This is a genomic window from Oscillospiraceae bacterium (assembly GCA_031265355.1).
In the GTDB taxonomy this organism is placed as follows: Bacteria; Bacillota; Clostridia; order Oscillospirales; family UBA929; genus JAIRTA01.
Genome location: JAISCT010000071.1, coordinates 1 through 14,672, shown reverse-complemented (window position 1 = coordinate 14,672; position 14,672 = coordinate 1). Strand labels below are relative to the sequence as shown.

Sequence of the window (14,672 nt, the reverse complement as noted above, 5' to 3'; positions counted from 1 at the left end):
CCATTCGCTGTCCGTCAACTCATAACGACGCATTCCCTTCACCTCGCCCATTTCGTTGACTGTATTTTACCTTTTTGTGCACTTTTTTACAATCCCCTGTTTTTCAAACACACCTTAAGGATTCACGCAAGAGATTGATATCCTTGTATCCTAAGTTTGGGCCAACCCTATAGCGTAGAATTAGCGGAAAATAGTATGCGTGAATATCAATGATACAGCACACTAGTCCGTGCGGTTTTGCCGGTCTGCGGTCACGGCAGCAGGGTCAGGGTTTCGGACAGGACGGCGCCGAGGGCGCCGTGGCTCACGAGCTGAGCCCGGTCGTCGTAGGGCGTGGGCGTCTTGTTGATGAGCGTCAGCGTTTCGCCGCCGAAGTACCGCAGCAGACCCGCCGCCGGGTAAACGGCGAGCGACGTGCCACCTACGATCAGCAGGTCCGCCCGGGCGATCGTCTCCGCCGCCGCCCGCATCACGCCGTCGTCCAGGTTCTCCTCGTACAGCACGACGTCCGGCCGGAGGAGGCCCCCGCACAAGGCGCAACGCGGAATCACCCCGTCGGAAGCACAGCGCGCGGGGTCGAGAAACTCGTCCAGCGTGCAGCGCGCGCCGCAGTCCACACAGTATGGCCGCCCGTTGGAGCCGTGCAACTCCAGCACCTGCCGGCTGCCCGCCGCCTGGTGGAGCCCGTCGATGTTCTGCGTGGCGACGGCCTGCAAAAGCCCCTTCTCCTCAAGCGCCGCGAGCGCCCGGTGCGCCGCGTTCGGCGCGGCGGCCCGGTGGATCAGATTCTCCTTATAATACCGGAAGAAGATCTCCGGCGCGCGCAGAAAAAACGTGTGGCTGAGCAGGGTCTCCGGCGCGTACCCATAGACCTGCTGCGCCGCGTACAGGCCGGCCTCCGAACGAAAATCGGGGATGCCGCTCTCGGTGGAAACCCCGGCGCCGCCGAAGAACACCGTGTGGTGGCTCTTCGCCAGCAAACCCGCCAGCGTTTCGGCAAACGACATGATACACGCCTCCTTTCTGCTTCAGGTGACCTGCCCTGCCGGGGCGGTGTATCGCAAGTGTAGCACACTTTTAGGCGAAACACCATAGCCACTGAAAGTACGGGTACATCAGTGCGAAGCCGCACCTCCGGATGGGGGTGCGGCTTCGTGTTGGCGGCAAAGTTTTCCGCACATTTTTCGGTTCAGGGATTATAGCCCGTATCTTGCGTATTGTAAGTGAAATAGAAGTACCCATTAGGGTCTGTCGGAAAATAAAGTGTACAGGTTATTTTTCGACAGACCCTTAGCGGCGTATCGGCCGCAAGGACCACGCCGACGTTCAGCGCATCGGTTGTCCCGGTTTCCGCGCGCCTCAGACATATTTGGAAAGGACGTCGGGGTTCACACAGAAGGTAAAGGCGTCCTCGCGGGAGATGGTGCCCGCCTTGACGGCCTCCGCCAGGCTGTAGTCCATGCTCTGCATCCCCTCGGCGGCGCCGGCGTGGATCAGCGTGTCGATCTGGTGCGTCTTCGACTCGCGGATGAGACTCCGGATGGCGGGGTTCACGATCATCACCTCAAACACCGCCGTCCGGCCGTTGCGGCCGGGGGTCGACAGGAGCTGCTGCGAAATGATTGCCTGGAGCACTGTGGAGAGCTGGATACGCACCTGTTGCTGCTGGCCCGGCGGGAAAACGTCGATGACGCGGTCGATCGTCTTCGCGGCGCCCACCGTGTGCAGCGTGGAGAGCACAAGATGCCCCGTCTCGGCCGCCGTGAGGGCGATGGACATCGTCTCAAGGTCGCGCATCTCCCCCACCAAAATCACGTCGGGCGACTGCCGCAGCGCGGCGCGCAGCGCCTTGCCATAGCTCAGCGTGTCGTTTTCGATCTCACGCTGGTTCACGATGCTCATCTTGTGATTGTGCAGATACTCGATGGGATCCTCCAACGTCAGGATGTGGCAGTTGCGTCGGTTGTTGATCAGGTTGATCAGCGTCGCCAGCGTCGTCGATTTGCCGGAACCGGCCGGGCCGGTCACGAGGATCAACCCCTTGGTCTTCCGGTAGAGCTCCAGCACCGGCTGCGGGATGCCCAACTGGTTTGTATCCGAGAGGCTGAGCTGCACGACCCGGATGACGGCGGCCATAGAGTTGCGCTGCCGGAAGGTGTTGATGCGAAACCGCCCCACCCCGGGCAGCGAGAACGAGAAGTCGCAGTCCCCCTCCTTCAGGTAGTGATCGTAGGACTGACTGCCGGACAGGCGGAAGATCTCTTCGATGATCAGCGCCGTGTCCTTGGGCATCATACGAAAGTCGTCGGCCGCTTCGATCTTCCCGTCCTTTTTGAGTAAAATCGGGGACCCGGCCGTGATAAAGATGTCGGACGCCTTTTCGTGCACCGCCCGTACCAGCAATTCGTGCACCGACGTCCCCGGCGAAGTGATCGTCATATGTCTGTCTTCCTCCCCATCGTCAGGCGCGGCCCGGCCGCACCTTCGGTCACGTCCCGTCCCAGATATTCATCCCGTCGTCGTAGACAAAATCGTCCTGCCACTGCCGCCAGGTCCGGATCCGGTAGCGCGGCTCGGACCCTGTGTTCAGCGCCAGCTCGATGCGCAGATGCGCATCGGCGTCGTTCACATCGCGGCTCACGAGCAGCGGCGACTCCGAGACGACCTCCCAGCCCTGCGCCTCGGCCTCGCGGGCGAAATCGGCGGCGGACACGTCGGCCAGCGCCGCGTCCAGCCGCCCGACGGATTCCTGCGCCTGTGTCTCCAGCACAAAACAGCGTCTGACCCACTCGGTGTTCTTCTCCGCCAGCTTGTAATCGGAGTAGGCCGACATCATGGCCAGCACACCGAACGCCGACAGCGAAAGCATGATGAGGATGATGAGAATAGAGGGACTGCCCTGCATTGAAGCCTGTCGTTTCATCGCGCCGTCTCCCCCCGTGGCCGGTACAGTCCCGTGGTCAGCGTGAGGATGGGACCGCGCGGCTGTTTTTCCAGCAAATAGGGTTCGTTTTTGACCACCGTGACCGAGAGCGTCTCCCAGGCCCCGGCGGTGAGCGTTTCCGCGTTCGTGCCGGGCGCCGCGGTAAGCGTCAGCGTGAAACCCGCGTCCGGCGGCGCCGCCACGGGCCGCCACGCGTCGTCGTAGTAAAACGTCCACACGCCGGGGGCCGACCGTGTCGCGTCGCGCCCCGACACCGAGAGCGCCGCGCGCCCCTGGACGGGCAGCGCGCGGTAGAGCGCCAGCACCGTCTGCGCCTCGAAGCAGGCGTTGTCTTTGTCCCGCGCGCGCTGGCTCATGTTGGCGGCGCGCACGAACATCTCTAAGATGAACATGCTCACCACCGCCAGCACGCCGATGGCGATGATAATCTCAACCAGCGCAAACCCGCGCTGGGATCTCTCATATTTCCGCATCGGACCGACCGTTCCTTTCTCCGCAAACACCCGCACGAAATCGGGCGCGTCAGGGGATGATCTCGACCTCTGTCGCGGCCGGCGGCGCGGGCAGCGCCTCGCCGGGCCGCGGCGGATCCGCGTGCAGGCGGAGGGTGACGGCGCTCTCGCGCCGGCTGCCGTTCTGCCCGGCCCACACATCGAGACGCACGACCTGTTCCGGCGCCTCCGCGGGGCCGGCATAGGTCAGCTTGAGGCCGTCGACGACCGCGATCTCGGCGCCGTAATCCGGTTCCAGCGGTTCGGCGGCCGGAGACAAACTCTCCCGCAGCGTGCCGTCATAGAGATAGATGCGCAGTTCGTACGGCTCGCCGTCGTAGTGGTCTGTGAGCACGAGACAATCCCCCCCGTCCGGCAGGGGACGAATTTGAACGCCGCCCGTCTTGTCGTGTTGCCGAATCTGTGTGGCCATGTACGACAGCGCCACCCGCAAATTGGCGCTGTCATCCCGCTTTTCCATGACGCGCCGGTACGTGCTCCCGCCCACCGACACGAGTGTGTAGGTCGTGATCCCAAAAAGCATCAACAATGCCGCCACAAAAAACAATTCCAGAAAATTGGCGCCCCACCGGCCGCGCATGGTGGCCCCCCCTTGCATGATTTTCAGATTTTCAACTTCACTTATGAGTCTCTCTCTCCACCGGCGCCGCCGGTGTCGCCGCGAGAGCCGTCGATATCTCCGCGACAGCAGGCACGAGAGTGCCGCCCAGTCGTCATGGGCACAATCTATGTTTTGCATCGCTTATGAGAATGTATCAAACACTTCGATGTCGGGCCGCAGATTGGAGCCCTCCACCCGATAGTGGATGAAAAACCGGTTTTTGTCGTACTGGACGCCGTAGTGATCGACGAGATAGTTCACATCCGGCGGATACGCTCCCTCCAGGGCATAGCATTGCACGGCGGCGTGCTCGACGGCCTGCTGCAAAAACGCCTTTTGGTCGGCGCTGCCCCGGCCGGAGACCGCACCGAGCGAAAAGATCAGCACCGCCACCAGCGCGGCCACCACGCCGAGGCCGATCCAAACGGCGTATTCCTGTGCGTGAAAGCGCTTCAGCTTCATGGGTGTGCTCCTTTCTCGGGCGGTTTAGCCGATGGACGACATGATCTGAATGAGTGGCAGCATGACGGAGATCAGGATAACGCCCACCAAGACGGAGAGGAGAGCCACAAAGGCCGGTTCGATGGATCCGACGATGCGCCCCAGCGAGGTATCCACCTCCTGCTCGTAGATCTCCGACAGCTGGTGCATCATGCCGTCCAGGTTACCCGTTTTGAACCCGACGGCCAACATCCGTGTGAACAGGCGCGGGAAGATGCCGGCGCCGTACAGCGCGTCGGCGGCCGATTCGCCGGCGCCGATACGGGCGCCGCAGTCTTCGATCTTATCGGCCATATAGCGGTTGTCCAAAATATCCGCGGTCAGCTTGAGCGCGATCTCAAAGTCCACATGACTGCCCAACAGGAAGGCCATGGCCGAGGAGAACCGCTCGGCGGCGATCTTCTGGTAGACGGCGCGGGTCAGGAAGAAGCGCGCCTTGAAGCGGTCGAAGGCCGCCCGCCCGCCCGCGGTCGCGCGCAGGATCCGGTGGCAGGCGGTCAGCGCCGCCACCGCGGCCAAAATAAGCCACCACCACCGGCCGACGAACTGTCCGAAGGCCATGAGTCCGCGCACGACCGTCGGCATCTCACCGCCCAGCGAACGCAGCAGGTCGTCGAACATCGGCAGTACCTGCACGATGAGCAGCAGGACAATCGCCGCCATCATGACCACCAAAACAACCGGATAGACGACGGAGGAGCGGATGCGCTGCTTGAGCTGCCCCTCCCGCTCGTAGTAGGTGGCTTGGGCGCTCATAATGTCGTCCAAGTTGCCCGACGCCTCACCGATGGCCGCCATGCGCAGAAGATAGGGCGGGAAGGCCCCCGTCGCCTCCAGCGCCTGGCTCAGCGGCCGCCGCGCCTCAATGCCCTCCGACACCTGTCGCAGGACGTCTTGAAACACCGGGTTGCCAATGTCCTCCCGCAGCAGGCTCAGCCCCTCCACCAGGGACAGGCCGGCGCGCAGGAACAGTGAGACCTGTGTGCAAAACAATACCAGTTCCGAGTTTTTGAGCCGCTTGGCCTGTTTCTTTTCCGCCTGTGAACCTTCGCTCATAGTCTAACCCTCCAACACAAGGTGTCCCTGGGAAACACGGCGCCGCACCGTTCCCCGCGCGGGCATTTTCCCGGCGCGCTCTCCGCCCGGCAACGCAACGTTTTCTCTTTCTACATATCGATAGATCGGCGCGCCCCCTGTAGCGCCGCCCGCCGTTTTCCCCGCGGCGGCACAAAGTATTTCACATACTTTCACATCTTTACATATCGATAGATCGGGGCTCTCTCTGCAGGGGATTCCCAGTATTTTCAAAAAAAGAACATTTGATTTTATTGTCGAACCGCGTTATAATGTGGGACAATGAGGATTTGTTCTTGCCTTCTAACCGACTATGGGTGTTTGTTATGACTGCCTGCCGCATCGGTCTTGACATCGGCTCCACCACGATCAAAGTGGTCGTGGCCGACGAGCGCGATCACATCGTCTACAGCCGTTACCGCCGCCACCGCAGTGATGTGCGCGGCGAACTTTTGGCGCTCTTTGAGGAGTTGGCCGCCGACAGGCCGGATCTTGCCGCGCCTATCTGCCTGACCGGCTCCGCCGGACTTGGGGCCGCGCAGGCGCTGTCGCTCCCGTTTGCTCAGGAAGTCATCGCCGCCACAAAGGCAGTGAACCGGTTTGTTCCGGAGGCCGACGTCGTCATCGAGCTGGGCGGGGAGGACGCCAAGATCACGTTTATGAAGCCGGTGGTGTCGCAGCGGATGAACGGCACCTGCGCCGGCGGCACTGGCGCGTTCATCGACCAGATGGCCTCGCTGCTGACCACTGACGCACTGGGGCTGGACACGCTGGCCCGCGGGTACCGCACGCTGTATACCATCGCCTCCCGCTGCGGCGTGTTTGCCAAGAGCGACATGCAGCCTCTGCTAAACGAGGGGGCCTCCCACGAGGATCTGGCCGCCTCGGTGCTGCAAGCGGTCGTGAACCAGACCATCGCGGGGCTGGCCTGCGGGCAGCCCATCACCGGCACCGTCGTGTTTTTGGGCGGACCGCTGCACTACCTGCCGGCCCTGCGGGCCGCTTTTGAGCGCACACTGTCGGGCAAAGCCGACCGCTTTGTCACCCCCGCGCACGCTGAGGTATTTGTCGCGCTGGGCGCGGCTCTCTCGGCGGAGGGGCCCGCCGTCTCTGTTGCGGACCTGCCCCGCCGGCTGCGCGGCGCGCGCGCGCTGGACCCCGCGATCCCGCGGCTGCCGGTACTCTTCGCCTCCGAGGCGGAAAGGGCCGCTTTTGCCGCGCGCCACGCCCGAAGCCGTGCGCCGCATACCGCGCCGGACGTGTTGTCCGGCCCCTGCTTTTTGGGGCTGGACGCCGGCAGCACGACGATCAAGGCGGTGCTGACCGACGGCGACGGCCGCATCGCCCACACCCACTACGCCCCGAACCAGGGCGCCCCGCTGCTGGCGGGCGTCGAGATCCTGCGGGAAGTCTACCGGCTCCTTCCTCGGGGCGCCTATATCGCCCGCGCCTGCATCACCGGTTACGGGGAGACGCTATTGCGCCGCGCCCTGTGTGCGGACATGGGCGAGATCGAGACCCTGGCCCACATCAAAGCGGCACAGGTGTTCCGGCCCGACGCGGATTTTATCCTGGACATCGGCGGGCAGGACATGAAGTGCATGCGGCTGAAAGACGGCATGATCGAATCGATTCTCCTCAACGAGGCCTGTTCCTCGGGGTGCGGCTCGTTCATCTCCACCTTCTCGTCCTCTCTGGACTTGCCCGTCGAGGCGTTCGCCGCCGCCGCGGGTACGGCGGACGCCCCCGTGGACCTCGGCACCCGCTGCACGGTGTTCATGAACTCGCGGGTCAAGCAGGCACAGAAAGAAGGCGCGTCGGTGGGGGACATCTCCGCCGGACTCGCCTATTCGGTGGTGCGCAACGCGCTGTACAAGGTGATCGGCATCAAAAATCCCTCCGACCTCGGCCTGACGCCGGTGGTGCAGGGTGGCGCGTTTTTGAACGACGCCATCCTGCGCGCCTTCGAACTCATTGCCGGCCGGGAGACCGTGCGCCCGGACATCAGCGGGCTTATGGGCGCTTACGGCGCGGCGATCCTCGCGCGGGAGCGCTGGCAGGGCGGCGCGTCCGCGCTGCTGCCGGCGGACCGGCTGAGCGAAGCGCTGCCGGAGCGGACCGCCGCCGTCTCCTGCCGGGGCTGTTCGAACCGCTGCAAGCTGACCGTCTCGCACTTCCCCGGCGGGCGGCGGCTTGTCTCCGGCCACCGCTGCGAGCAGGGCGCGCGTCTGAGCGGGGACGCTTCCCCGGCGCCCGAGGCGGCGCCCGACCTGAGCGCGTACAAGTACGAGCGGCTCTTCGCCTACACGCCGCTGCCGGAGGCGCAGGCCCCCCGCGGCGTCATCGGTTTGCCGCGCGCGCTCAATATGTATGAAAATTATCCCTTCTGGTTTACACTTTTGACAAATCTCGGATTTTCAGTCAAACTCTCCGGCCGTTCGGACCACGCGCTGTTCGAGCGGGGCATGTCCTCGATCCCTTCGGAGAGCGTATGCTATCCGGCCAAGCTGGCCCACGGGCACATCCAGCAGCTCCTTGACGACGGTGTGAAAACGATCTTCTTCCCCTGCGTCCCCTATGAGCGCCGGGAGAACGAGGAGGCCAACAACCACTACAACTGCCCGATCGTCACCTCCTACCCCGAGGTGGTCGGCAACAACATCGACGCGCTGCGTGCCCAGGGGGTGACTTTTCTCAACCCCTTCCTGTCCCTGCATCACACCCGGGCGCTGCCCGACCGAATCGCGGAGGCTTTCACGGTCTTCGGGGTCACCCGCCGGGAGGCGAAGGCCGCGTTGCGGGCCGCCTTCGCCGAGCTGGATCGCTGCCAGCACGACATCCGGCAAAAGGGCGATGAGACCGTCGCCTGGTTGGAGGAGACCGGCCGGACCGGGATCGTTCTGTCTGGGCGGCCTTATCACGTTGACCCGGAGGTCCATCACGGTCTGCCCGGTCTGCTGACTTCCCTGGGTTTTGCCGTGCTCACCGAGGACTCCGTGAGCCACCGCGCCCGCGTCGCGCGGCCGCTGCGCGTATTTGACCAGTGGATGTATCAGACCCGACTGTACGATGCGGCCCAGTTTGTCGTCTCCCACCCGCGGCTTGAGATGGTGCAGCTCAATTCCTTCGGCTGCGGGCTGGACGCCATCACGTCCGACCAGGTGCGCGAGATCCTGCAGCGGGGCGGGAAGACCTGCACGCTGCTGAAGATTGACGAAATGGGCAACCAGGGCGCCGCCCGCATTCGCATGCGGTCTCTCAAAGTGGCCCTTGAGGAGCGCGCGCGCCGCGCCGCGCCTCCGGCCCGGCCCATAGCACCGGCGCCGGCGCGCGTGGCGTTCACCGACGAGATGCGCAAAACCCACACCATCCTCGCGCCGCAGATGTCGCCCGTCCACTTCACGCTGGTGGAGGCGGTGCTACGCCGCGCCGGCTACCGATGCGTGGTTTTGGAGAGAACCACGCCCGAGGACATTGAGGTGGGGCTGCGTTATGTGAACAACGACGCCTGCTACCCCACGCTCATCGTGGTCGGGCAGCTGGTAAACGCGCTGCTCTCCGGGCGCTACGACCCGGACAACACGTCCATCTTCCTCACCCAGACCGGCGGCGGCTGCCGGGCTACCAACTACGTGAGTCTGCTGCGCCGCGCGCTGGCGGCCGCTGGTTTCCCCCAGGTACCGGTGGTGGCGCTGTCGATCAGCGGGTTCGAGAAGAACAAGGGCCTGCGGCTGTCGGCGGGGTTGCTGGGCGGCGCGATCAAGTCCATCATCGTCGGCGATCTACTCAGTCATGTGCTGCTGCGCACACGCCCTTACGAGGCCGACCCCGGCGCGGCCAACGCGCTGTATCGGATCTGGCTGGCACGCGCCGCCGCGTATTTTTCCGGGGAGGGCTCCCACACCTACCGGACGCTGCTGCGCGGCATCGTCGGCGACTTCGAGGCGCTGCCCCTGCGCGACATCCCGCGCAAGACCCGCGTGGGTCTGGTGGGAGAGATTTTGGTCAAATTCCATCCCGACGCCAACAACAACGCCGTGGACATCATCGAGAGAGAGGGCTGCGAGGCCATCGTACCGGGGCTGCTCGGGTTTTTTCGGTATTGTTTTTACAACAGTGTGGTTAAATGGAAAATTTTGGGTTCTTCTCGGATGGTGGCGGCGGCCATGGACGTACTGCTCCGGATCATCGACTGTTACGAGGCCCCCTGCCGGCGTATACTGCGCCGGTCCCGGCGGTTCTCCGTCGGCGAGACCATCCACAAACTGGCCGAGCGGGCGCAGCCTGTGCTCTCGCTGGCCAACCAGTGCGGCGAGGGCTGGCTGCTCACAGCCGAGATGCTGGAGCTCATAGAGGGCGGCGCGAAGGGCATTGTCTGCGCCCAGCCCTTTGCCTGTCTGCCGAATCACGTCACAGGCAAGGGGATGATCCGCGAACTGCGCCGCCGTTTCCCTCATGCGAGCATTGTTCCGGTGGACTACGACCCCGGCGCCTCCGAGGTGAACCAGCTCAATCGCATCAAGCTGATGATTTCGGCGGCCATGACGCCTTCTTCTGCGAAAAGCTGACGTTTTGCCCAAAATAAAATTTGGGGCAAAACGGTATCATTGGGGGTGCTGTTTTTGTTGGACGGATTTGTGCGGGCAGCGGCGGCGGCGCCGGCCGTGCGGGTGGCGGACTGCGCGCTGAATGCCGAAGAGATCCGGCGCCTTATGGAGAGGGCCGCGCGGGAAGGGGTCTCGTTTTTGTGCCTGCCCGAGCTGTGCCTCACCGGTTACACCTGCGGCGATTTGTTCCGGCAGGAGACGCTGCTCGGCGCCGCGCGGGCGGCGCTCGGCGCGCTGGTCCGGGCGAGCGCCGCCCACAATCTACTTGTGGCGGCGGGACTGCCCCTCGCGCAGGGAGATAAGCTGTACAACGCGGCGGCGGTGTTCGGACGCGGGCGGCTGCTGGGATTTGTGCCAAAGACGCACCTGCCGAACTACGGTGAATTTTACGAGCTGCGCCACTTCTCACCGGCGCCGGACGGCGTCGGGACGATCGACTTCGACGGGCAGGCCGTCCCCTTCGGCACGTCGCTGTTGTTTGTGTGTGAGGCGCAACCGGCGTTTCGCCTCGCGGTGGAACTCTGCGAAGACCTCTGGACGCCGTCGCCCCCGAGCGTGCGCCATGCATTGGCCGGCGCCACCGTCCTCGCGAATTTGTCGGCCGGCGACGAGACGATTGGCAAGGCCGCCTACCGGCGCGCGCTGGTCGCGGGGCAGTCCGCGCGGCTGGTCTGCGGCTATGTGTACGCCGGCGCCGGCCGTGGGGAGAGTACCACCGACATGGTCTTTGCCGGCCACCAGCTCATCTGTGAAAACGGTGTGACGCTGGCCGAGGCGCCTCCGTTCGCGGACGGATGGGCTCTCTCTGAGATCGATCTGTCCGCGCTCCTCCACGACAGGCGGCGCATGAACACCTTTCCCGCCACGGCCACGGCCGCGGCCGGCTATGTCACCGTTCCGTTTTCTCTCGACACATCGCTCTCCTCACTGACGCGGGCCGTCGATCCGCGCCCGTTTGTGCCGGCGGACACGCGGGAGAAGCGCGCGCGCTGCGAAGAGATTTTGACCATGCAGGCCACCGGGCTGGCCACGCGGCTGGCGCACACAGGCGTCCGTGCTGCGTTGATCGGAGTCTCGGGCGGCCTCGACAGCTGCCTCGCGCTGCTGTCGACGGTTCGGGCCGTCGCCGCACTCGCACGGCCGCTGCCGGACGTTCTGGCCGTCACAATGCCCTGTTTCGGCACCACCGCGCGCACGCGCCAAAATGCCCACCGCCTGTGCGAGGCGCTGGGCGTCACCTGCCGTGAGATCGACATCTCCGAGAGCGTGCGGCGCCACCTGCGCGACATCGGCCATCCGGAGGATGCGCGTGACGTGGTCTACGAGAACGCACAGGCCCGCGTCCGGACCCTCGTGCTCATGGACCTTGCCAACCAGGTAAGCGGACTTGTCGTCGGCACGGGAGACCTCTCCGAGCTCGCGCTGGGCTGGGCCACCTACAACGGCGATCACATGAGCATGTACGGCGTCAACGCGGGCGTACCGAAGACGCTGGTGCGGCACATTGTCGGGCACGTGGCCGACACCTGCGGAGACTCTGCTCTCGCGGCGGTGCTGCGCGACATTTTGGCCACGCCGGTCAGTCCGGAGCTGCTGCCGCCCGAGGACGGCGCAATCAGCCAGCAGACCGAAGCGCTGGTGGGGCCGTACGAGCTGCACGACTTCTTTTTGTACCACATCGTCCGCTGGGGGCGCGCACCGCGCGCCGTTTTGGCACTGGCCGGCACGGCGTTTGCCGGCGTCTACGCGCCAGACGAGATCCGCGCCTGGCTTCGGGTATTTTGCCGCCGCTTCTTCGCGCAGCAGTTCAAGCGGAGCTGTCTGCCCGACGGACCAAAGATAGGTTCCGTCACGCTGTCGCCCCGCGGCGACTGGCGTATGCCCAGCGACGCCGTCTGCGACGCCTGGCTCGCGGACCTGGAGGCAGCTCCGGAGGCGCCGCCGGCGCCGTGAACAAACCCGACCGCGCTCCCGCGCAGAACCGCGCCGCCGACCGGGACCGCACCGATGTGGAAAATGATTGCATTTTGTGTCTGCGGGAAAACTTCTTGACAAGGTCGGATCTTTTCGCTTATAATAGACTTTGCACTATGGCGGTATAGCTCAGTTGGCTAGAGCATTCGGTTCATACCCGAAGTGTCGTTGGTTCAAATCCAACTACCGCTACCAGGGTAGAGCCTACCTCGTGTGAAACAGGGCGCCGGGCGCGTTCACATGAAAGCTCCCTGTATGCGGCACCGCGGTGTGGGGCGTGTCTGCGGCAGGGCAAGCGATGTCCGAGGCCCGTTGGTCAAGAGGTTAAGACACCGCCCTTTCACGGCGGTAACAGGGGTTCGAGTCCCCTACGGGTCACCAATCACATATTCTTATGGCGGCCGCCGTCAGGCCGCCCGTCCATCCGGAGGCATAGCTCAGCTGGTAGAGCACCTGCTCCACACGCAGGGGGTCACAGGTTCAAGTCCTGTTGTCTCCACCAAGTCAAACTGCTGCAGCCCAAGGGCTACAGCAGTTTGACTTTTTTCATTTACCCTCAACCGATCCGGTTTAGGCCAGTTTTTTCTGGTTTACTGGTCCGGAACTGGTCCAAAAAAACAGGCCTCCAAGCTGATTTGGCAGATCTCTTTATTCATTTTCATTGCATAATTTCATCCCAGTCGTCCACTCGGCGCTTTCCGGGTGATCTCCCCGCGCTGGCGTCTCCGCCGTATCACAGCTACCTTGGCCTTTTCCTGCGCGGCCGTGAATGCCTTATCCCCGCGGGCGATCAACACTCGGACGTTGCTTGACGGGGACAGTGCCATCCGATAAACGTCTCCATCCACATTTCACGCCACAGGTTGCGTTCCTCGTCGGTCAAGATATACTCAACCTTGTTTTGATTCCTTTGACAGCTACCCCTGTCTGAATGCCTGCGTCGTCATCCTTGAGACTCATCCGAGCCCCCGCCGGCGGGTCGGGCGTCAAGTTTTCCTTGACAGTTTGGTTCCCCCGTACTATACTAGAATCGAAGACATTTCCGGTTCCGACGGCGTTTGTAGTCTCTACAAATTGATCGAGGGTGGTTCCGGAAATGTCTTTTATTTTCTCATTGCTTATTCGTGCCCTCGGATATGCGTATTCTTCTGCTCCTTTAATATCATACTACGCCGCCGGCACGGAGCAAGCGGCGTTTTTTTGCAGCGCCCATATTGGACGCAGTTGGCGTAAGATAAGACGCCCCTGGCCGTCTCGCTTTGACATAGGCCTCCAAGGCCACCGTATTGACCTCATTTTTATCCTCTTGGCGCCTACGCTTTACATAGGTTTCGAGGGCCTTTGTATTCACCTCCGCCATTCCATCACCCCTCAATAACCATAATGGAGCATTTTTGCAAGTTTTCCTTGACAGCTTAGTTTGTCTGTGGTATGGTGAGATTAGAAGAAGCTCCCTGTTCGTTTGCGGACATGACTTTCGCTCCACTCGCGAGGGTGTCTAACCCCTCTGAGCGATGGCCCAAAGCCGCCTGTACGAGGGGAGCTTTTTCATTGTCCAAAAACAAACACAGTGCCGTCTGGAGACAGAATGCGCGTAGCCTTGTAAAAACACTTTCCTGCAGGGCGTGACAATACTACAGCCATGTTTCCACGATGATTCTCAATCGTCACGGGAGCTCCATTTGATCTTTTATGTGATCAACTTCTCTGGCATTCCGCTGTTCGCCTTTTCCCTCTTTCAGCGAGAACTGCGTCCTACTACCCCAATAGCTTTCCATGTCCCGCTCGGCCCGATAGTGGCGCAGGACGTCGTTGCTTAAAATCCCTTGGTGCGTACTGTTGACAATGTCAAGGAAGTCCGCTATACTAATGGTGGAAAAGCCTTGTGTGTCTGGATGGGCGTTTGCTCTTACAGCGTGACTTCGTGTCTGACCAGGGCTTTTCCTTTTTATACGCCCGCTGATCGAATGAACGGCATCTTCAAACTGGATATTGTCAATCTGGTCATACTGATCAATTGTGATGATAGCGACAAACTCGTTCTCGACATCATCTAAAGCCAAAGCTGCCATTGCATACGTTCCAATGACTTTGTTATTTTGGACGTTGAGTCCGTTTACAGGGATAGCATAACGCACTAACTCGGCGGCCTCAGCTCCAAGTCTTCCATTTGTCAATATGCGTTTATTATTCCCTTCAACGCTGTGCGTTGTTGAGTTTGGAGTAATCCTCAAGGTACGTCCTGTGTAGTCATTGGTGACACGTGTTTCTCTCGTTCCCCGTGCGGCTACTTCATCCCGATCTACGCGGCCATTCTTATCCAAGACTGCCCGCATATCTGGCAGATGGATCACTTTCATATCCGGTTGACTGACCATAAAGTCGTAGTCATACACGCGACTGTCTGTATACAGCGCATCGTGTGCCATCGGATACCCATTTTCGTTCGTGGTTTCTAC

General features: G+C 62.4%; 10 protein-coding genes and 3 tRNA genes. 5 read left to right on the top strand and 8 right to left on the bottom strand.

Annotated features, from left to right (window positions below; genetic code table 11):
* Window positions 1–251 precede the first annotated feature (251 nt).
* The 7 genes from LBK75_10925 to LBK75_10895 all read right to left on the bottom strand — a co-directional run bounded on the left by LBK75_10925 (window position 252) and on the right by LBK75_10895 (window position 5,614).
* Complete coding sequence (locus tag LBK75_10925; GenBank protein MDR1158790.1) at window positions 252–1,007, bottom strand: NAD-dependent protein deacylase; 756 nt, start codon at window positions 1,005–1,007, stop codon at window positions 252–254.
* Between the two features lie 352 nt (window positions 1,008–1,359).
* Window positions 1,360–2,439 carry a PilT/PilU family type 4a pilus ATPase gene (locus LBK75_10920; GenBank protein MDR1158789.1) on the bottom strand — a complete coding sequence of 360 codons (1,080 nt, stop codon included), beginning with the start codon at window positions 2,437–2,439 and terminating at the stop codon, window positions 1,360–1,362.
* A 49-nt stretch (window positions 2,440–2,488) separates the two neighbouring features.
* Window positions 2,489–2,923: a hypothetical protein gene (locus tag LBK75_10915; protein ID MDR1158788.1), complete on the bottom strand. Its 435-nt coding sequence runs from the start codon at window positions 2,921–2,923 to the stop codon at window positions 2,489–2,491.
* A complete protein-coding gene (locus tag LBK75_10910) occupies window positions 2,920–3,417 on the bottom strand; it encodes a prepilin-type N-terminal cleavage/methylation domain-containing protein (GenBank protein ID MDR1158787.1) in 498 nt (165 codons plus the stop codon). Before LBK75_10910 ends, LBK75_10915 begins: the two co-directional genes overlap by 4 nt.
* Before the next feature lie 49 nt (window positions 3,418–3,466).
* A complete protein-coding gene (locus LBK75_10905) occupies window positions 3,467–4,036 on the bottom strand; it encodes a DUF4860 domain-containing protein (GenBank protein MDR1158786.1) in 570 nt (189 codons plus the stop codon).
* 162 nt (window positions 4,037–4,198) lie between these two features.
* Entirely contained in the window at window positions 4,199–4,519 is a 321-nt protein-coding gene (locus tag LBK75_10900; protein ID MDR1158785.1) for a hypothetical protein, read from the bottom strand.
* Between the two features lie 24 nt (window positions 4,520–4,543).
* Window positions 4,544–5,614, bottom strand: coding sequence for a type II secretion system F family protein (locus LBK75_10895; protein MDR1158784.1), 1,071 nt, complete (start codon window positions 5,612–5,614; stop codon window positions 4,544–4,546).
* Window positions 5,615–5,928: 314 nt separating this feature from the next.
* Here LBK75_10895 and LBK75_10890 point away from each other — a divergent pair, with 314 nt between their 5' ends.
* The 5 genes from LBK75_10890 (at window position 5,929) to LBK75_10870 (ending at window position 12,715) form a co-directional block, all read left to right on the top strand.
* Window positions 5,929–10,200 (top strand): acyl-CoA dehydratase activase-related protein, encoded by a 4,272-nt coding sequence (locus tag LBK75_10890; protein MDR1158783.1) that lies wholly within the window; start codon window positions 5,929–5,931, stop codon window positions 10,198–10,200.
* Between the two features lie 54 nt (window positions 10,201–10,254).
* Window positions 10,255–12,192 carry an NAD(+) synthase gene (locus LBK75_10885; GenBank protein MDR1158782.1) on the top strand — a complete coding sequence of 646 codons (1,938 nt, stop codon included), beginning with the start codon at window positions 10,255–10,257 and terminating at the stop codon, window positions 12,190–12,192.
* A 139-nt stretch (window positions 12,193–12,331) separates the two neighbouring features.
* Window positions 12,332–12,408 (top strand) — tRNA-Met (locus tag LBK75_10880).
* Between the two features lie 111 nt (window positions 12,409–12,519).
* Window positions 12,520–12,594: transfer RNA gene (locus tag LBK75_10875), tRNA-Glu, on the top strand.
* Between the two features lie 45 nt (window positions 12,595–12,639).
* A tRNA-Val gene (locus LBK75_10870) sits at window positions 12,640–12,715 on the top strand.
* Window positions 12,716–13,880: 1,165 nt separating this feature from the next.
* Here the strand turns inward: LBK75_10870 and LBK75_10865 are convergent.
* Window positions 13,881–14,672 (bottom strand): hypothetical protein (locus LBK75_10865; protein MDR1158781.1); only part of this gene is annotated, 792 nt, incomplete at its 5' end.